This window comes from Pseudomonas chaetocerotis, from assembly GCF_015712105.2.
In the GTDB taxonomy this organism is placed as follows: Bacteria; Pseudomonadota; Gammaproteobacteria; order Pseudomonadales; family Pseudomonadaceae; genus Aquipseudomonas; species Aquipseudomonas chaetocerotis.
The window spans coordinates 59,301-76,386 of sequence record NZ_JACFYX020000011.1 but is presented as its reverse complement, the minus strand read 5'-3'; the positions used below and the strand labels follow the sequence as shown (position 1 = coordinate 76,386).

13 protein-coding genes are annotated in these 17,086 nt (G+C 61.6%); 8 read left to right on the top strand and 5 right to left on the bottom strand.

Going from position 1 to position 17,086, the window contains the following annotated elements; genetic code table 11:
• Positions 1–197: 197 nt before the first annotated feature.
• The 4 genes from H3221_RS19095 to H3221_RS19080 all read right to left on the bottom strand — a co-directional run bounded on the left by H3221_RS19095 (position 198) and on the right by H3221_RS19080 (position 4,648).
• Complete coding sequence (locus tag H3221_RS19095) at positions 198–2,441, bottom strand: Orn/Lys/Arg family decarboxylase (protein ID WP_196474867.1); 2,244 nt, start codon at positions 2,439–2,441, stop codon at positions 198–200.
• A gap of 122 nt (positions 2,442–2,563) precedes the next feature.
• Positions 2,564–3,322, bottom strand: coding sequence for a DNA polymerase III subunit epsilon (gene dnaQ, locus H3221_RS19090; protein ID WP_196474868.1), 759 nt, complete (start codon positions 3,320–3,322; stop codon positions 2,564–2,566).
• A gap of 73 nt (positions 3,323–3,395) precedes the next feature.
• On the bottom strand, positions 3,396–3,848 hold the full coding sequence (rnhA, locus tag H3221_RS19085) for a ribonuclease HI (protein ID WP_021488942.1): 453 nt from the start codon (positions 3,846–3,848) through the stop codon (positions 3,396–3,398).
• A gap of 41 nt (positions 3,849–3,889) precedes the next feature.
• Positions 3,890–4,648: a class I SAM-dependent methyltransferase gene (locus tag H3221_RS19080; RefSeq protein WP_196474869.1), complete on the bottom strand. Its 759-nt coding sequence runs from the start codon at positions 4,646–4,648 to the stop codon at positions 3,890–3,892.
• Between the two features lie 72 nt (positions 4,649–4,720).
• Between H3221_RS19080 and gloB the strand changes: the two genes are divergently transcribed.
• Both gloB and H3221_RS19070 read left to right on the top strand, forming a co-directional pair.
• Entirely contained in the window at positions 4,721–5,494 is a 774-nt protein-coding gene (gene gloB / locus H3221_RS19075) for a hydroxyacylglutathione hydrolase (protein ID WP_196474870.1), read from the top strand.
• Positions 5,495–5,615: 121 nt separating this feature from the next.
• A complete protein-coding gene (locus H3221_RS19070) occupies positions 5,616–7,193 on the top strand; it encodes a lytic transglycosylase domain-containing protein (protein ID WP_196474871.1) in 1,578 nt (525 codons plus the stop codon).
• On the opposite strand, the gene H3221_RS19065 is transcribed toward H3221_RS19070, so the two are convergent.
• Positions 7,194–8,636: an HDOD domain-containing protein gene (locus H3221_RS19065; RefSeq protein ID WP_196474872.1), complete on the bottom strand. Its 1,443-nt coding sequence runs from the start codon at positions 8,634–8,636 to the stop codon at positions 7,194–7,196.
• A 147-nt stretch (positions 8,637–8,783) separates the two neighbouring features.
• On the opposite strand from H3221_RS19065, the gene H3221_RS19060 reads away from it, so the two are divergent.
• The 6 genes from H3221_RS19060 to fabI are packed head-to-tail and all read left to right on the top strand — an operon-like array spanning position 8,784 to position 17,004.
• Complete coding sequence (locus tag H3221_RS19060) at positions 8,784–10,613, top strand: extracellular solute-binding protein (protein WP_196474873.1); 1,830 nt, start codon at positions 8,784–8,786, stop codon at positions 10,611–10,613.
• The gene (locus H3221_RS19055; RefSeq protein ID WP_196474874.1) at positions 10,610–12,457 is read left to right on the top strand and encodes an extracellular solute-binding protein; all 1,848 of its coding nucleotides are present in this window, start codon (positions 10,610–10,612) and stop codon (positions 12,455–12,457) included. The genes H3221_RS19060 and H3221_RS19055 overlap by 4 nt, the downstream gene beginning before the upstream one ends.
• Before the next feature lies 1 nt (position 12,458).
• The gene (locus tag H3221_RS19050) at positions 12,459–13,544 is read left to right on the top strand and encodes a microcin C ABC transporter permease YejB (RefSeq protein WP_196474875.1); all 1,086 of its coding nucleotides are present in this window, start codon (positions 12,459–12,461) and stop codon (positions 13,542–13,544) included.
• 2 nt (positions 13,545–13,546) lie between these two features.
• Positions 13,547–14,566: an ABC transporter permease gene (locus H3221_RS19045; RefSeq protein WP_196474876.1), complete on the top strand. Its 1,020-nt coding sequence runs from the start codon at positions 13,547–13,549 to the stop codon at positions 14,564–14,566.
• Between the two features lies 1 nt (position 14,567).
• Entirely contained in the window at positions 14,568–16,181 is a 1,614-nt protein-coding gene (locus H3221_RS19040; protein ID WP_196474877.1) for an ABC transporter ATP-binding protein, read from the top strand.
• Positions 16,182–16,209: 28 nt separating this feature from the next.
• Positions 16,210–17,004 carry an enoyl-ACP reductase FabI gene (gene fabI, locus H3221_RS19035; RefSeq protein ID WP_074678102.1) on the top strand — a complete coding sequence of 265 codons (795 nt, stop codon included), beginning with the start codon at positions 16,210–16,212 and terminating at the stop codon, positions 17,002–17,004.
• Positions 17,005–17,086 lie beyond the last annotated feature (82 nt).

Sequence of the window (17,086 nt, the reverse complement as noted above, 5' to 3'; positions counted from 1 at the left end):
GGCATCCTCAGCCGCGGCTCGGCAGCACAGTAACAATTTTGTGATTAATAACCGAGCAACTATAACAAGCGCGTCATAAAAGTCGATGCTTGCCACTGTGACGCAGGGCACGCCCCGGACGTTAACAACCGCTTTGAGTATCACGGATAAGGGCTTGATCTACCGAGAGTCTTGCCCTCGGCAGTCACCTCGTCAATTCACTCCACGAGACAGTCCACGCAATAGTGCCCCGCCTCGGTCTGCAAGCCGTGCACATCGATATCGAAGCCGGGGAAGGCCTGGTCGAAGGTCCGCGCGAAGGTCAGGTAGTCGAGAATCGAACGCGTGGCGGCCGTGAAGCGCTCGCCCGGCATGATCAACGGAATACCCGGCGGGTAAGGTACCAGCATCACCGCAGCGATACGTCCCAGCAACTGGTCGATGGGCACCGCCTCGACCTCGCCGCGCACCAGGCGGTCATAGGCATCGGCAGGTTTGATCGCCAGCTCGGGCAGCACCGTGTACATGCTTTTCAGCGCCTTGGCCGTGGCATTTTCGCGGTAGCAGCCATGCAGCGCGTCGCACAGATCTCGCAGGCCCATACCCTGGTAGCGTCCACCGCCCGCGTGGGCGATGCAGGGCAGCACGTCGATCAACGGCAGATTGGCGTCGTAGCTGCGCTTGAACTCCAGCAGTTCGGTCAGCAGCGTGCTCCACTTGCCCTTGGTGATGCCCATGGAGAACAGCACCAGGAAGGAGTACAGGCCGGTTTTCTCAACAACCAGGCCGCGCTCCCAGAGAAACTTGCTGACCACCGCTGCGGGGATCCCCTGCTGCTCCAGTTTGCCGGCCGCATTGAGGCCGGGCATCACCAACGTAACCTTGATCGGATCGAGCAGCACATAGTCATCGGCCACTTCACCGAAGCCATGCCAATCAGCGTCCGGCTGCAACACCCAGTCGGAAGTCGTCAGGCTGTCAGCACCATCGGCCCTACCTGGCTGCCAGATGCTGAACCACCAATCTTCGGCGCTCAGGTTGCGCCGTACATTGGCCAGTGCCCGGCGGAAGCTCAGCGCCTCGTCGAAGGTTTCCTGGATCAGCGAACGGCCGGCCGGTCCTTCCATCATCGCCGAGGCCACATCCAGCGAGGCGATGATGCCGTACTGTGGCGACGTGGAAATATGCATCATGAAGGCTTCGTTGAAACGATCACGATCCAGCTGCCGCTGCCCGCCGTCCTGCACGTGAATCATCGAGGCCTGGCTGAAGGCCGCCAGCAGCTTGTGCGTCGAATGGGTGGTGAACACCAGCGGCGAGCGCTCGTCGTACTGAGTACCCATGCCATAGCGGCCAGCATAGAATTCGTGGAAGGCGGCGTAGGCATACCAGGCTTCATCAAAGTGCAGCACCTCGACCGAATCACCCAGCGCCTGCTTGACCATTTCGGCGTTGTAGCAGAGCCCGTCGTAGGTGGAGTTGGTCACCACCGCCAACTTGACCCTGGGCGCACGGCCACGCGCCAGGGGGCTGGCATCGATCTTGGCCTGAATCGACTCTTTGCTGAACTCACTCAACGGAATCGGCCCGATGATTCCCAGCTCGTTGCGCTCCGGGCACAGATAAAGCGGAATTGCACCGGTCATGATGATCGAGTGCAGGATCGACTTGTGGCAGTTGCGGTCCACCAACACCAGGTCATCGCGACCGACCATCGAATGCCAGACGATCTTGTTCGCAGTCGAGGTGCCGTTGATCACGAAGAAGGTATGGTCGGCGCCGAAGTTGCGCGCTGCGCGCGCCTCGGCCTCGGCCAGCGGGCCGGTGTGATCGAGCAATGACCCCAGCTCCGGCACCGATACGGACAGGTCCGAACGCAGCGTATTCTCACCGAAGAACTGGTGGAAAGCCTGACCCACCGGGCTTTTACGGTAGGCCACGCCACCGCCATGCCCCGGTGTGTGCCAGGAATAGTTGGATTGCGCGGTGTGCTGCACCAGCGCCTTGAAGAACGGCGGCAGAAGGCCGTCGAGGTAGTTGTGCGCCGCACGCGCCACCTGCCGCGCCAGGAAGGACACGGTGTCTTCGTAGAGATAGAGAATGCCACGCAGGTGGTTGAGATCGGCCATGGCCTCGGCCGGCGCATTCTCGATGGTGACCTGCTCGCCCAGGGCGAAGATCGGCAACTGTGGCGCACGCACTCGCGCCACGCGAATCAGCTCGACCATGTCCTGCAGCAGGCGACTGTTCTCCCCTGCTCCCTCTGCCGCCACCAGGATGCAGGCCAGACCATGGTGGGTGGAGGCGACAATACGCCCCTCAGCGGCGCTCGCCGTGGGCAGAATGCTGAAACCGTCCTGGGTGAGTTCCTGAGCGATGGCGCGCACACGATCACCGGCCACGGTGTCGGCCTTGATGTCGCGGTGCACGATTAGGACGGGAAACTTGAGGTCTTTATACATTGTGACGTCCTGAAGGCTGGCAGGCTCGGCCTGCCCATCGCCTCAGGTTAGAGGCTCCCCCTGATCGGCGGAACCCCCCTGAGCATCACGCTATAAGAAAAGGTCGCAATTGCGCTGTTCGGTTATTCCGGCGCTTTTTCCAACTGTGCCCACAGCGACGGGCCACCAGCGGATTTCTCGATCACGGCCAGGCGCGCCAGATGCGCTGCAAGCTCCTCTTCGCTGGCGTGAATGACGCGAGTGCGTGGCCGCGATGCGTCCAGACGGCGAATCGGCGTGGCCTGCTGGCGCCCGCTGCCATCGCCATCAGAGCCTTCGCCGGCCAGGGACAAATTGGTCTGGCCACCGGTCATCGCCAGGTAGACGTCGGCGAGAATCTCCGAGTCGAGCAAGGCGCCGTGCAGTTCGCGGTTGGAGTTGTCGACGCCGTAACGCTTGCACAGCGCATCCAGGCTGTTGCGCTGCCCCGGATGGCGCTCGCGCGCCATCATCAGGGTATCGAGTACCGAGCAGTAATCGCTGACGTCGGCACGCTCGCTCTGCCCCAGCAGGGCGAACTCGTTGTTGATGAAGCCAACGTCGAACGCCGCGTTGTGGATGATCAGCTGGGCGCCCTTGATGAACTCGTAGAATTCATCGGCGACCTCCTTGAAGCGCGGCTTGTCGGCAACGTACTCGTTGGTAATGCCGTGAACCGCGATGGCGCCTTCGTCGATTTCACGATCAGGGTTGAGGTAAACGTGGAAATGACGCCCGGTCAGACGGCGGCCCAACAATTCGACACAACCGATCTCGATGATGCGGTGCCCGTCAGTGACCGGCATACCCGTGGTTTCGGTATCCAGCACTACGTAGCGCTTGACGGTGTTCTCGGTTGTCACGCCTTGCCTCTCTCATCTATTCGGGTTGCCGCACATTCAGCGCAGCATCTTAACTCAGGTGCCATGTCACCGCTCAGCGCGCCGCACGCACATCGTCGACACCGCGATTGGCCAACTGGTCGGCACGCTCGTTGCCGGGATGGCCAGTATGCCCACGCACCCACTGCCAGCTCACCTGATGGCGATTCACTTCCTCATCCAGCTTCTGCCAGAGGTCGGCGTTCTTCACCGGCTCTTTCGAGGCGGTCTTCCAGCCGCGTTTCTTCCAGTTCGGTAGCCATTCCTGGATACCTTTCATCACATACTGCGAGTCGGTCACCAGCTTGACCGAGCACGGCCGGGTCAGCGCGATCAGGCCGGCAATCGCCGCCATCAGCTCCATGCGATTGTTGGTGGTATTGGGGTCGCCGCCCCAAAGCTCCTTCTCCACGCCTTTGTACACCAGCAGCGCGCCCCAACCTCCGGGGCCGGGATTGCCTTTGCAGGCACCGTCGGTGTAAATCACCACATCATGGGTTTCAGACATTCATAAACTCTGTACAGAATTGTTTGGCCGCAGCCTGGCATTCAGTTATCGAGATCGCGCCGACTGACCTTGGCCACCGGCATTGGCAGCAACTTGCCCATCGGCTCCCGACGCGACTGCCGCAACGGACGCAGGCCAACCACCAGCTTACGCGCCACCAACAGATAGAAACCGGCGCCCGGCAACTGCCAGGCATCGCCCCAGCTTTCCATTCGCCGCAGGCGCATTTGCCAGGCCAGCGAAGCGAGCGGCGGACGATAGCACCCGAACCGCCGTTTCTCCAACGCAAAGCCCAGCAAACTCAGCCAGTCACCGACACGGCTCGGCGCGATGCAACGCGCCTTGGCCAAACCGTCCCGGGCAAACAACCGACGCACGCCCCAGGCGCTCCAGGGGTGAATACCCAGGATCAACAGATGCCCGCCAGGCCTGACGCTGCGAGCCGCCTCACGCAGCAGGCCGTGAGGCGACAGGCTGAAATCCAGACCATGCTGCAGCACCACCACATCGGCGGCGTGCTCACCCAAGGGCCAGGCTTGCTCCTCACAGACGATCTGCACGCCTGGCATCGGCGCGCCAAGACGCACGTTGTGCTGGATCTGCCCCGCGCTGGGCGGGCCTTCGGCGCTGGGGCCGTAGCTCACCAGATAGCCCCCGAAAAAGCGCGCCAGCTCTTCTTCCAGCAAGCGCCGCTCTTCTTCCAGCAACAGCTGGCCGAGCGGCCCGGCAAGCCAGTCGCGCGCCTCGCCGATGAGTTTTAGCCACTCAGGGTCGGCCTGGGCGAATGCCTGATCAGTCATCGCTGCCTCCACATGACAGGTTCTGCATGTCGTGTCTAAGATGCACCTTTATCACTCGCTTAGCGACCCGCAATGATCCAGATCGACGCACTGCCCGCCTTCAATGACAACTATATCTGGCTGCTGCAGGACGTCGGCAGCAAACGCTGCGCCGTGGTCGACCCCGGTGATGCGGCCCCCGTCATGGCCTGGCTGCAGGCCCATCCTGACTGGACGCTCAGCGACATCCTGATTACCCATCATCACTTCGATCATGTTGGCGGTGTCGAGCAACTGAAGACGGCTACCGATGCCCGTGTCGCCGGCCCGGCGGCGGAAAAGATCCCGGCCCGTGACATCGACCTGAACGACAACGACGAGATCGAGGTGCTCGGCTTGCACTTCGAGGTCATGTCCGTACCCGGCCATACCCTCGGTCATATCGCCTACTACCACGCCGAACAGAACCTGCTGTTCTGTGGCGACACTCTGTTCGCGGGCGGCTGCGGGCGCCTGTTCGAAGGTACACCGCAACAGATGCACCAATCCCTGAGCCGCCTGGCAGCACTGCCCGCCGGCACGCTGGTGTACTGCACCCACGAATACACCCTGAGCAATCTGCGCTTCGCCCACGCTGTTGAACCGGACAATGCACGTTTGAACGAGCGCCTGGCCGAAGTGGCCCGCTGGCGCGACGAGGGCCGTATCAGCCTGCCGTCGAACATCGAACTGGAACTGGCCACCAATCCTTTCCTGCGTGTTGGCGAGCCTTCGATCATCGCTGCGGCCAAAGGACGCGACGACCGGCAGCCGAGCGAGCCAAGCGCCGTATTCGCTAGCCTGCGTGCCTGGAAAGACAGGTTTTAGTCACAGGGAAAAAGGTCGACAGCCCCGCAAAAGACCAGATCAAGACTGGCGAAAACTTGACCACCCCCGGCCCGATTCCTAGAATCGCCCGATCTTTTCGCCGGGACATACACCTCAACCAATGCCTTTAACATCACGCAAGCCATTGAATATAAAGGTATTAGCGCGAAGCTCCCGAGCGCTCGCGGTGATGTGCAGCATGATTCTGGCCGGCTGTCAGAGCCTGCCCAGTGACACCCCGGATCACTCTACCGATACGTCTCGTGCCATTGGTCTGGAGCGTGAGGCCGAGTGGCTGAGTAGCAACGAAGTCAAACCTCGCGAATACACCGACATCTGGGAGCGCGTGCGCGACGGTTTCAAGCTGCAGGATGAAATCGGCATCAACCCGCGTATCGAACGCGTGCGCCTGTGGTATGCCAGCAACCCGAAACACGTCAATACCGTCAGTGAGCGCAGCGCGCCTTATATCCACTATATCGTCGAACGCCTGGCCGAACGTGACATGCCGATGGAGCTGGCGCTGCTGCCGGTGATCGAAAGTGCTTACGACCCACAGGCCTACTCCTCGGCGCACGCGGTCGGCCTCTGGCAATTCATTCCTTCGACCGGCCGCTACTACAACCTGCGCCAGACCAACTGGTACGACGGCCGCCGCGACGTCACCGCCTCGACCGAAGCCGCGCTCAACTACCTGAGCCGTCTGCACGAAATGTTCAACGGCGACTGGTTGCTCGCCCTGGCGGCCTACAACGCTGGCGAAGGTCGCATCAGTCGTGCCATCGAGCGTAACGAGAAACTCGGCCTGCCCAGCGACTACTGGAACCTGCCGCTGCCCAAGGAAACCGAGGACTACGTGCCCAAGCTACTGGCGCTGTCACAGGTCATCCTGACGCCGGAAGCCTACAGCGTTACCCTTTCACCAATCGCCAACGAACCCTACTTCGAACAGATCGCAATCAAGCAGCACATGGATCTGGCCCGCGTCGCCAAACTGGCCGACCTCGATGAACAGGAGTTGTTGCAGCTCAACCCCGCCTACAAGCACGGCATTACCCTCGACGGCCCGCAACATCTGCTGGTACCGACCGAGAAAGCAGAGATGCTCAGCGCCAACCTGGCCTTGATGAAACCGCAGGAAATGGTCGACTGGCAGCGCTACACCGTGCGTTCTGGCGATAGCCTGCACGCCATCGCCAACCGTCATCATCTGTCAGTGAGCATGCTCAAGGACGTCAACCGCCTGAGCAGTAACAACCTGAGCATCGGCCAGGTGCTGACCATTCCCGGCAAACCTGGCGCGCAACCAAGCGCGCCGCTGTATCAACAGCGCAACACCGCGCAGAGCGCGGCCGGCCGAACCTATCAGGTGAAGAATGGCGACAACCTGTGGCAGATCGCTCGCGCCAATCAGGTTGCCGTGCATGATCTGAAGCACTGGAACAAGCTGCAAGGCAATCAGCTGAAAGTCGGCCAGGTGCTCAACCTGGCTGCCGCTGACAGCGCACCACGGGCTGCCAGCACGACGCGCAACAGCTCCAGCTCACGGGACAAGGCCACTTACTACCGCGTCCAGCATGGCGACTCGCTGTACGTGATCGCCAAGCGCTTCAAGATCGACCTCAAGCACCTGCAAGCCTGGAACCCGCGTAGCAGCACGTTGCGCCCCGGGCAAATGCTGACCCTCTATCTGCCGTGATCAGCGCTTGCTGATCGCCTCCAGGCAACGCCCCGCCAGTTGAGTGAAGCGCTGAAACGCCACGAACTGCTCATGTCGCAATGCCCTACCGGACAGTCTGCTGTCGGCATATAACACGCCGATCTCCCGCGTACCGGCGATTATCGGCGCGATGAAAAACATGCCAGCGCCAAGACTGCGCCGAATAGGCTGGGTTACCAACTCGGCCAGGTTGTAGCTGGCGGGCACGCCCATCCAGATCGCCTCACGATGGCGCAACGCATAACTGAAGATATGTGGCTGCTCCGCCTGCTCGGCCGGCAACACGAAGTCTTCCAGCCATTGCTGAGCTTTTTCACCGATCACCCGTTTGGCGCGAAAGCGGCTTTGCCCGTCGGCCAGAACCGTGAGCATCACCCGCTCCAGACCAGCGCCTCGATGCAAGCCCTTGAGCAAGGTGTCGAGCACCAGCCCGACATCGGCCCTGGCATTGACCATCAGGCCGAGATCCTGCAAAGCCTGCTGCATCACCAGCAGATCCGGCTGCAGCAAACGCGCACGACGCTCTTCCTGCTGCTGGCGAATCTGCTCGGGATCGGTATTGGGAATCAGCCGGCACAACTTGCTGGCCCCGAAGGTCGAGGCGACCTTGACCGCTTCATCAGCACTGGCAAGCACCTGCTGAAGGGTTTCCTCCGGAGTCAGTTCGATAAATGCCGCTACCTTTCCCAGCACGTCCTCCATCTCTGCACAATCCCAGCCATCCAGCGCCGCCTCGCTGATACGCACGCCCAACTGCACGGCATAGGCGGCCGGATCATGCTGACTGGCGCCCGCCTGGGCGAGGATGGCGGTTTCGCCCAGGTTCCAGCTTTTCAGCAACGCCTGGGTAAGTTGACGAAAGCTGGCACCAAGCACCTCGCGCACCGCCTCATCGACATCGACACCTGGGCGTTCAAGCGCGTCGGCCAGCTCGTCAGCCTGCGCCCCACCACAGCCCCAGAACGCCAATTCGCCCAGATGATGGAGCAGCGCAGCGATGAATACCTCTTCGGTGTGTCCGGAAATGACATACCCGGCCAGGTTGCGCGCCTGCACCGCAGCGTGGAACGACCGCGCGAGCAACGTCTGCAACTGCTCACGCGGAGCGCGGGTCAGCAGCCCGTCTACCAGGCTCACAGAAAGGCTGATCAGGCGCACATTGTCGAAGCCGATCAGTACGATGGCTCGCGAGATGGTCTTTATGGTTTCCTGGGAAGGGTTGTAGTAGACGCTGTTGCCGACCCGCAACACCTTGCTGGTCAGTGCCGCATCACGCAACAACACATCTGCCAGTTGCTGTACCGACGCAGAATCCTGCTGCGCAAGGCGTTGCAGATCCTGCACCACTGTAGCCAGCGCGGGCAGTTCTGCTTGGTTCAGGCGATCGATCCATGACTGCAAACCATGGCTTCGTTCCGACAAATTCGTACCCTCATGGTGTGTCCCTGAAGTGTATGTCATCGTGTCGTAACCGCCTGCCCACCGCAGCACTCTTTTTCCTGTCCATACAAGCTGTTACTGTACCGACCCAGAAGCCCAAACGCCGCCATGGATCGGATCTCACGCCCGATGCGTCCCCTCCTACTGCTGTTCCTCAGCCTGGCCTTGAGCTTTCCCGCCTCTGCGACTATCAGCGAGAGCCACGGCTACGCCCAGTTCGGGACACTCAAGTATCCTGCCAGCTTCAGTCATTTTGACTGGGTCAACCCCAATGCGCCCAAAGGTGGCACGTTGCGCATCATGGCGTCCGGCACATTCGATACGCTCAACCCCTATACCTTCAAGGGCAGCAGCCCGATCAGCACGGCGCATTTCCTGCAGTACGGCGCCAACGAGCTGAACGAACCCTTGATGGTTGGCACGGGCGCTTACGACCCCTCGGGGGATGAGCCTGCCTCTAGTTATGGCCTGATCGCGAAAAGCGTCGAGTACAGCGAGGACCGCAGCTGGGTGGTGTTCAACCTGCGGCCAGAAGCGCGCTTTCACGACAGCAAGCCGATCACCGCCTACGACGTGGCCTTCTCCTATCGCCTGCTGCGCAATGACGGTCACCCGCAGTACCGTACCAACCTGCAGGAAGTGAAACGCGTCGACATTCTGGGCCGCCACCGCATCCGCTTTGTCTTCAAGCGCGCCGGCAACCCGCTGCTGATCCTGCGCCTGGGTGAACTGCCTGTGTTGCCGCAGCACTACTGGAAAGACCGCGACTTCAAGAGCACCACCTTCGATGCGCCACTGGGCAGCGGGCCATACCGCATCGTTCAGGTTGTGCCCGGCCGCCGTCTGGTTTTCGAACGGGTGAAGGACTGGTGGGGCAAGGATCTGCCGGTCAATCGCGGCAAGTACAACTTCAACCGCATCGAAGTGGAGTTCTACCGCGATAACCATGTCGCCTTCGAAGCCTTCAAGGCCGGTGAATTCGACTTCTACATCGAGAACCAGGCCAAGAACTGGGGCAACGGTTATCGCTTTCCGGCCGTGACCCGTGGCGATGTGATTCGCGCCGAGATACCACACCAGATCCCGACCCAGACCCAGGCGCTGTTCATGAACACGCGCCGCGACCTGTTCAGCGACCGCCGGGTGCGCGAGGCACTGGGGCTGATGTTCGATTTCGAGTGGACCAATCGCGCGCTGTTCAACAATGCCTACGTACGTGCCGCCAGTTACTACCCCAACAGCGAATTCTCGGCCACCGGCAAACCCGAGGGCGCGGAGTGGCTGTTGCTTTCACCACATCGCGACAAGCTGCCCGCACGCCTGTTCACCGAAGCCCCGACCCAACCGGTAACCGACGGCCGTGGCATCCCCCGGGAAACCTTGCGCCGCGCCCTCGGTCTATTGGCCGATGCCGGCTGGAAGCCTGCCGGCCAGGAGCTGCGTAATGCACGCGGTCAACGCCTCGAGTTCGAGATCATGCTGGTAAACCCCAGCCTCGAACGCATTCTCCAGCCCTACACTGCCAACCTCGCGAGTATCGGCATACGCGCCAACCTGCGCACCGTTGACCGCGCCCAGTACAAGCAACGCCTTGACCAGTTCGACTACGACATGATTCTGCTGACCCTGCCGCAAACCCTCAGCCCAGGCCTGGAGCAATCGCTGTACTTCCATTCCAGCCAGGTGAACATCAAGGGTGGCAAGAATTATGCTGGCGTCAACGATCCGGTGGTCGACGCGATGATCGACAAGCTGCTTTCGGCGCAGACTCGAGACGAACAGATAGCAGCCACGCGGGCCCTGGATCGAGTCCTGCTCTGGCAGCACTACAGCATTCCCAACTGGTACATCAATTATCACCGCCTGGCGTACCGCAACCGGTTCGCCTTCGTCACCACGCCGCCCTACACGCTGGGCCTGCGCACCTGGTGGCTGAAGCCCACGGAGAACGCTCGATGATCCACCCGCTGCGCAGTTTCCTGCTCCAAGGTAGCAGCCTCATTCTGCTCGGTCTGGCCGGCCTTGCCTTCGCCGCCCCCAAACACGCCGTCACCCTCTATGACGAGCCGCCCAAATACCCCGCCGACTTCACGCATTTCGAATACACCAACCCCGAAGCGCCCAAAGGCGGCACTTTTCGCGAAGCGGGCTTCGGCGGCTTTGACAGCCTCAACCCCTTTATCAGCAAGGGCGTGGCTGCCGACGAGATCAGCCTGATCTATGACACGCTTACCGTGCAGAGCATGGACGAGCCCTTCACCGCCTACGGACTGGTGGCGGAAAAGATCGAGAAGGCACCTGACAACGCCTGGGTGCGCTTTCTCCTGCGCAAGGAAGCCCGCTTCCACGACGGCACGCCGGTCACCGCCGAGGACGTCAAGTTCACCTTCGATACGCTGATGGAAAAAGGCGCCCCGATGTACCGCGGCTATTACGCAGATGTCGAGCAGGTGGAAGTGGAATCACCGCACAGCGTGCGCTTCGTGTTCAAGCACGCTGGCAACCGCGAGCTGCCGCTGATCGTCGGCCAACTGCCGGTGCTACCCAAACACTGGTGGACCGAGCGCGACTTCAGCAAGGGCAACCTTGACGTACCGCTGGGCAGCGGCCCGTACAAGGTCGGCCGCGTCCAGCCCGGCCGCAGCATCCGCTACGAGCGGGTCGACGACTGGTGGGCCAAGGATCTGCCCGTCAGTCGCGGCTTCTACAACTTCGACGCCATCCAGATCGACTACTACCGCGACAACACCGTTGCCCTGGAGGCGCTCAAGGCGGGCCAGTTCGACTATTGGCTGGAAACCAGCGCGAAGAATTGGGCCACGGCCTATAACATTCCGGCGGTTGCCAACGGCCAACTGATCAAGGAAGAAATCCAGAACCGCAACCCTACCGGGATGCAGGGCTTCATCTTCAACACCCGTCGCCCGCAGTTCCAGGATCGCCGCGTGCGTGAGGCCCTGGGCCTGCTGTACGACTTCGAATGGGCCAACAAGCGCCTGTTCAACGGCGCCTATTTCCGCACCCGCAGCTACTTCGACAATTCCGAACTGGGCTCACAGGGCCTGCCTGGCGAAGACGAGTTGGAGATTCTCGAGCCGCTACGCGGCAAGATACCGGCCGAGGTATTCAGCGAAGAGTTCCGCGTACCGGTCACCGACGGCAGCGGCATCATTCGCGAGCAACAGCGCCGCGCCTACCAGTTGCTGCAGCAAGCCGGCTGGCGTATCGAAGGTGATCGCATGCTCGACGCCAATGGTCAGCCGGTCAGCTTCGAGTTCCTCCTCGCGCAAACCGAGTTCGAGCGCGTGCTGCTGCCATTCAAGCGCAACCTGGCCGATCTCGGCATGGATCTGGTGATTCGTCGCGTCGACGTTTCGCAGTACGTCAACCGCCTGCGCTCACGTGACTTCGACATGATCGTCAGCGGCTTCGGCCAGTCCAACTCGCCGGGCAACGAGCAACGCGAATACTGGCACTCCTCCAGCGCCGACAATCCCGGCAGCCGCAACTTCATCGGCCTCAAGGACCCAGCCATCGACCAGATCGTCGAGGGGTTGATCAACGCCGACTCCCGGCAGAATCTGATCGCCCACACCCGCGCCCTCGATCGCGTGCTGCTGTGGGGTTATTACGTGATCCCCAACTGGCACATCAAGACCTGGCGCGTCGCCTACTGGAACCGCTTCGAGCATCCGAAGGTGACGCCGCTCTACGACATCGGTCTGCACACCTGGTGGGTGCGCCCGGACCTGGAGCAGCCGAGCGAGGCCCCGCAGCAAGCCGCAGAACAGGCGGAGCAATAACATGCTGGCCTATATCTTTCGCCGTCTGCTCCTGATTATTCCGACCCTGTTCGGCATTCTGGTCATCAACTTCATCATCATCCAGGCCGCGCCCGGCGGCCCGGTCGAACAGATGATCGCCAAGCTGGAGGGTTTCGATGCGGCCGCTGGCGGCGCCACCGGGCGCATCGGCGGTGGCGGCGCCGAAGTGTCGGTGGCCGGCTCCAACTATCGCGGCGCCCAGGGCCTCGATCCGCAGTTGATCGCCGAGATCGAAAAGATGTACGGCTTCGACAAGCCGGCGCCACAACGTTTCTGGATCATGCTGAAGAATTACGCCCAGCTGGATTTCGGCTCCAGCTTCTTTCGCGACGCCCAGGTCATCGACCTGATCATCGAGAAGATGCCGGTGTCGATCTCGCTCGGGCTATGGAGCACCCTGATCATGTATCTGGTCTCCATCCCACTGGGGATCGCCAAGGCCACCCGCCACGGCAGCGCCTTCGACGTCTGGACCAGTTCGGCGATCATCGTCGGCTACGCCATTCCGGCTTTCCTCTTTGCCATCCTGCTGATCGTGCTGTTTGCCGGTGGCAGCTACTGGGACTGGTTCCCACTACGCGGCCTGACGTCGAACAACTTCGAGCAACTGAGCCTCGGCGGCAAGATTCTCGACTACCTCTGGCACCTGGTGCTGCCGGTTACGGCACTGGTCATCGGCAACTTCGCCACCCTGACCCTACTGACCAAGAACAGCTTTCTCGACGAGATCAACAAACAGTACGTGGTGACCGCCCGCGCCAAGGGCCTGACCAACAATCGCGTGCTCTACGGCCACGTATTCCGCAACGCCATGCTGCTGATCATCGCCGGCTTCCCCGCCGCCTTCATCGGCATCTTCTTCACCGGTTCCCTGCTGATCGAGGTGATCTTCTCCCTCGACGGCCTGGGCCTGATGAGCTTCGAAGCGGCGATCAACCGCGACTATCCGGTGGTGTTCGGCACCCTGTTCATCTTCACCTTGCTGGGGCTGATCGTGAAACTGATCGGTGACATCACCTACACCCTGGTCGATCCGCGTATCGACTTCGAAAGCCGGGAGGGTTGAGCATGAAACTTTCCCCTCTAAATCGACGCCGCTTCGACCGTTTCAAGGCACACAAGCGTGGCTGGTGGTCGCTGTGGCTGTTTCTCATCCTGTTTGGCCTGAGCCTCGGTGCTGAACTGATCGCCAACGACAAGCCGCTGGCCGTGCGCTACGACGGGGATTGGTATTTCCCGGTGCTCAAGCGCTACCCGGAAACCGTGTTCGGCGGCGAATTCCCGCTGCAGGCCAACTACAAGAGCCCCTACATTCAGGACCTGATCGCGGAAAAGGACGGCTGGATGATCTGGCCGCCCATTCCATTCAGTTATTCGAGCATCAACTACGACCTGGAAGTACCGGCACCTGCACCGCCCTCGGCGCAGAACTGGCTGGGCACCGACGATCAGGGCCGTGACGTACTGGCACGAGTGATCTACGGCTTTCGCATCTCAGTGCTGTTCGCCCTGATCCTGACCCTGGCCAGCTCGGTGATCGGTGTGATCGCCGGCGCGCTGCAGGGCTTCTATGGCGGCTGGGTCGACCTGATCGGTCAACGCTTTCTGGAAATCTGGTCAGGTCTGCCGGTGCTCTATCTGCTGATCATCCTGGCCAGCTTCGTGCAGCCCAATTTCTGGTGGTTGCTGGGCATCATGCTGCTGTTCTCCTGGATGAGCCTGGTCGACGTGGTGCGCGCCGAGTTCCTACGCGGGCGCAATCTTGAGTACGTGCGCGCGGCGCGGGCGCTGGGCATGGAGAACGGCGCCATCATGTTTCGCCATATCCTGCCCAACGCCATGGTCTCGACCATGACGTTCATGCCCTTCATCCTCACTGGCGCGATCGGCACCCTGACGGCTCTGGACTTCCTCGGCTTCGGCCTGCCCCCTGGCGCGCCATCGCTGGGTGAACTGGTCGCTCAGGGCAAGAGCAACCTGCAGGCACCCTGGCTGGGTATCAGCGCCTTCGCCGTATTGGCGATCATGCTGAGCCTGCTGGTATTCATCGGTGAAGCCGCCCGCGATGCCTTCGACCCGAGGAAATGACATGAGCCAGAACGAAACCCTGCTGCAAGTACGCGACCTGGCCGTCGAGTTCGTCACGGGCGAGCATTGCCAGCGTGTGGTCGAGAACGTCAGCTTCGACATTCATAAAGGCGAGACCCTGGCCCTGGTCGGTGAAAGTGGCTCGGGCAAGTCGGTCACCGCGCACTCGATCCTTCGCCTGCTGCCCTACCCGCTCGCGCGCCATCCACACGGCAGCATCGAGTACGCCGGTGAAGACCTGCTCAAGCTCAGCGAAGGCCGCCTTCGCGGCATTCGCGGCAACCGTATCGCCATGGTCTTTCAGGAGCCGATGACCTCGCTCAACCCGCTGCACTGCATCGAAAAGCAGATCAACGAGGTGCTTGCCCTGCACAAGGGCCTGCGCGGCAAGGCCGCCAGCGCGCGTACCCTGGAACTGCTCGAGCTGGTCGGCATCCCGGAACCGAAGAAGCGCCTGAAGGCCTACCCGCACGAACTCTCTGGCGGCCAACGGCAGCGCGTGATGATCGCCATGGCCCTGGCCAATGAACCTCAACTGCTGATCGCCGACGAGCCGACTACCGCCCTGGATGTCACCGTACAGTTGAAGATCCTCGAGTTGCTCAAGGATCTGCAGGCGCGCCTGGGCATGTCGCTACTGCTGATCAGCCACGACCTCAACCTGGTTCGCAGAATTGCCCACCGCGTATGTGTCATGCAGCGCGGTTGCATCGTCGAACAGGCGTCGTGTGAAGAATTGTTCCAGGCTCCGCAGCATCCCTACACTCAGGAACTGCTCGGCGCCGAGCCCAGCGGCGACCCTGCGGCCAACCCCGTGGGCCAGCCGCTGCTGGAAGTGGACGACCTGCGTGTGTGGTTCCCGATCAAAAAGGGCCTGCTGCGCCGGACGGTGGATCATGTCAAAGCGGTGGACGGCATCAACTTCAGCCTGCCCCAGGGCCAGACTCTGGGCATCGTCGGTGAAAGTGGTTCCGGCAAATCCACACTGGGCATGGCGATTCTGCGGCTGCTCTCCAGTCGCGGTGACATCCGCTTCCAGGGTCAGCAGTTGCAGGGCCTGAGCCAACAGGAAGTACGCCCGCTGCGTAGGCAGATGCAGGTGGTGTTTCAGGACCCCTTCGGCAGCCTGAGCCCACGCATGTCGGTGAGCCAGATCGTCGGTGAGGGTCTGCGCATTCACGGTATGGGCAACGAGGCGGAGCAGGAACAAGCCATCATCGACGCGCTTTTGGAGGTAGGGCTGGACCCGCAGACGCGGCATCGCTACCCCCACGAGTTTTCTGGCGGGCAACGGCAGCGGATTGCCATTGCCCGGGCACTGGTGTTGAAACCGGCGCTAATCCTGCTCGACGAGCCCACTTCAGCGCTCGACCGCACGGTGCAGCGTCAGGTGGTGGAATTGTTGCGCGGCTTGCAGGCCAAGTACAACCTGACCTATCTGTTTATCAGCCATGACCTGGCGGTAGTCAGAGCGCTGAGCCACCAGTTGATGGTGGTCAAGCAGGGCCAGGTGGTCGAACAAGGGTCTGCAGAGTCGATCTTCAGTGCACCGCAACACCCTTATACGCAGCAATTGCTGGAAGCCGCTTTTCTGGCCCCGGCAACGGCTCACTGATCCTTGAAACAGGAAGAGGAATAGCACAATGGGTTTTCTAACCGGTAAGCGCGTACTCATCGTTGGCGTTGCCAGCAAACTGTCCATCGCCTCGGGCATCGCCGCCGCCATGCACCGCGAAGGTGCCGAGCTGGCCTTCACCTACCAGAACGAGAAGCTCAAGGGCCGCGTAGAAGACTTCGCTGCCGGCTGGGGCTCCAGCGCCGACCTGTGCTTCCCTTGCGATGTGGCCAGCGACGAGGAAATCGCTTCGGTGTTCGAAGCGCTGAGCAAAAAATGGGATGGCCTGGACTGCATCGTCCACTCGGTCGGCTTCGCTCCCGGCGATCAGCTCAACGGCGACTTCACCGACGTCACCACCCGCGAAGGCTTCAAGATTGCCCATGACATCAGCGCCTACAGCTTCGTTGCCCTGGCCAAGGCGGGTCGCGAGATGATGAAAGGCCGCAACGGCAGCCTCCTCACCCTCTCCTACCTGGGCGCCGAGCGCACCATGCCCAACTACAACGTCATGGGCATGGCCAAGGCCAGCCTGGAGGCCGGCGTACGCTACCTGGCCGGCAGCCTCGGTCCGGAAGGCACCCGCGTCAACGCTATCTCCGCTGGTCCGATCCGTACCCTGGCTGCCAGCGGCATCGCCAGCTTCCGCAAGATGCTGGCCGCCAACGAGAAGCAGACTCCGCTGCGCCGCAACGTCACCATCGAGGAAGTCGGCAATGCCGGCGCTTTCCTCTGCTCCGACCTGGCTTCGGGCATCAGCGGCGAGATCATGTACGTCGACGGCGGTTTCAACACCACCGCCATGGGCGCCATGGAAGACTGACAGGTTAGCGCCCGGCCCCGGCGCCGGGCGCGACTCGGTGCCGCCAGCGGCGTCTTGTCAGGCAATAAAAAACCCGCACGAC

What these genes read in the sequence shown, in the direction of transcription:
- H3221_RS19095 (WP_196474867.1), bottom strand. Translation starts at nt 2,441, where the DNA reads ATGTATAAAGACCTCAAGTTTCCCGTCCTAATCGTGCACCGCGACATC.
- rnhA (WP_021488942.1), bottom strand. Translation starts at nt 3,848, where the DNA reads ATGTCTGAAACCCATGATGTGGTGATTTACACCGACGGTGCCTGCAAA.
- H3221_RS19080 (WP_196474869.1), bottom strand. Translation starts at nt 4,648, where the DNA reads ATGACTGATCAGGCATTCGCCCAGGCCGACCCTGAGTGGCTAAAACTC.
- gloB (WP_196474870.1), top strand. Translation starts at nt 4,721, where the DNA reads ATGATCCAGATCGACGCACTGCCCGCCTTCAATGACAACTATATCTGG.
- H3221_RS19070 (WP_196474871.1), top strand. Translation starts at nt 5,616, where the DNA reads ATGCCTTTAACATCACGCAAGCCATTGAATATAAAGGTATTAGCGCGA.
- H3221_RS19060 (WP_196474873.1), top strand. Translation starts at nt 8,784, where the DNA reads ATGCGTCCCCTCCTACTGCTGTTCCTCAGCCTGGCCTTGAGCTTTCCC.
- H3221_RS19055 (WP_196474874.1), top strand. Translation starts at nt 10,610, where the DNA reads ATGATCCACCCGCTGCGCAGTTTCCTGCTCCAAGGTAGCAGCCTCATT.
- H3221_RS19050 (WP_196474875.1), top strand. Translation starts at nt 12,459, where the DNA reads ATGCTGGCCTATATCTTTCGCCGTCTGCTCCTGATTATTCCGACCCTG.
- H3221_RS19045 (WP_196474876.1), top strand. Translation starts at nt 13,547, where the DNA reads ATGAAACTTTCCCCTCTAAATCGACGCCGCTTCGACCGTTTCAAGGCA.
- H3221_RS19040 (WP_196474877.1), top strand. Translation starts at nt 14,568, where the DNA reads ATGAGCCAGAACGAAACCCTGCTGCAAGTACGCGACCTGGCCGTCGAG.
- fabI (WP_074678102.1), top strand. Translation starts at nt 16,210, where the DNA reads ATGGGTTTTCTAACCGGTAAGCGCGTACTCATCGTTGGCGTTGCCAGC.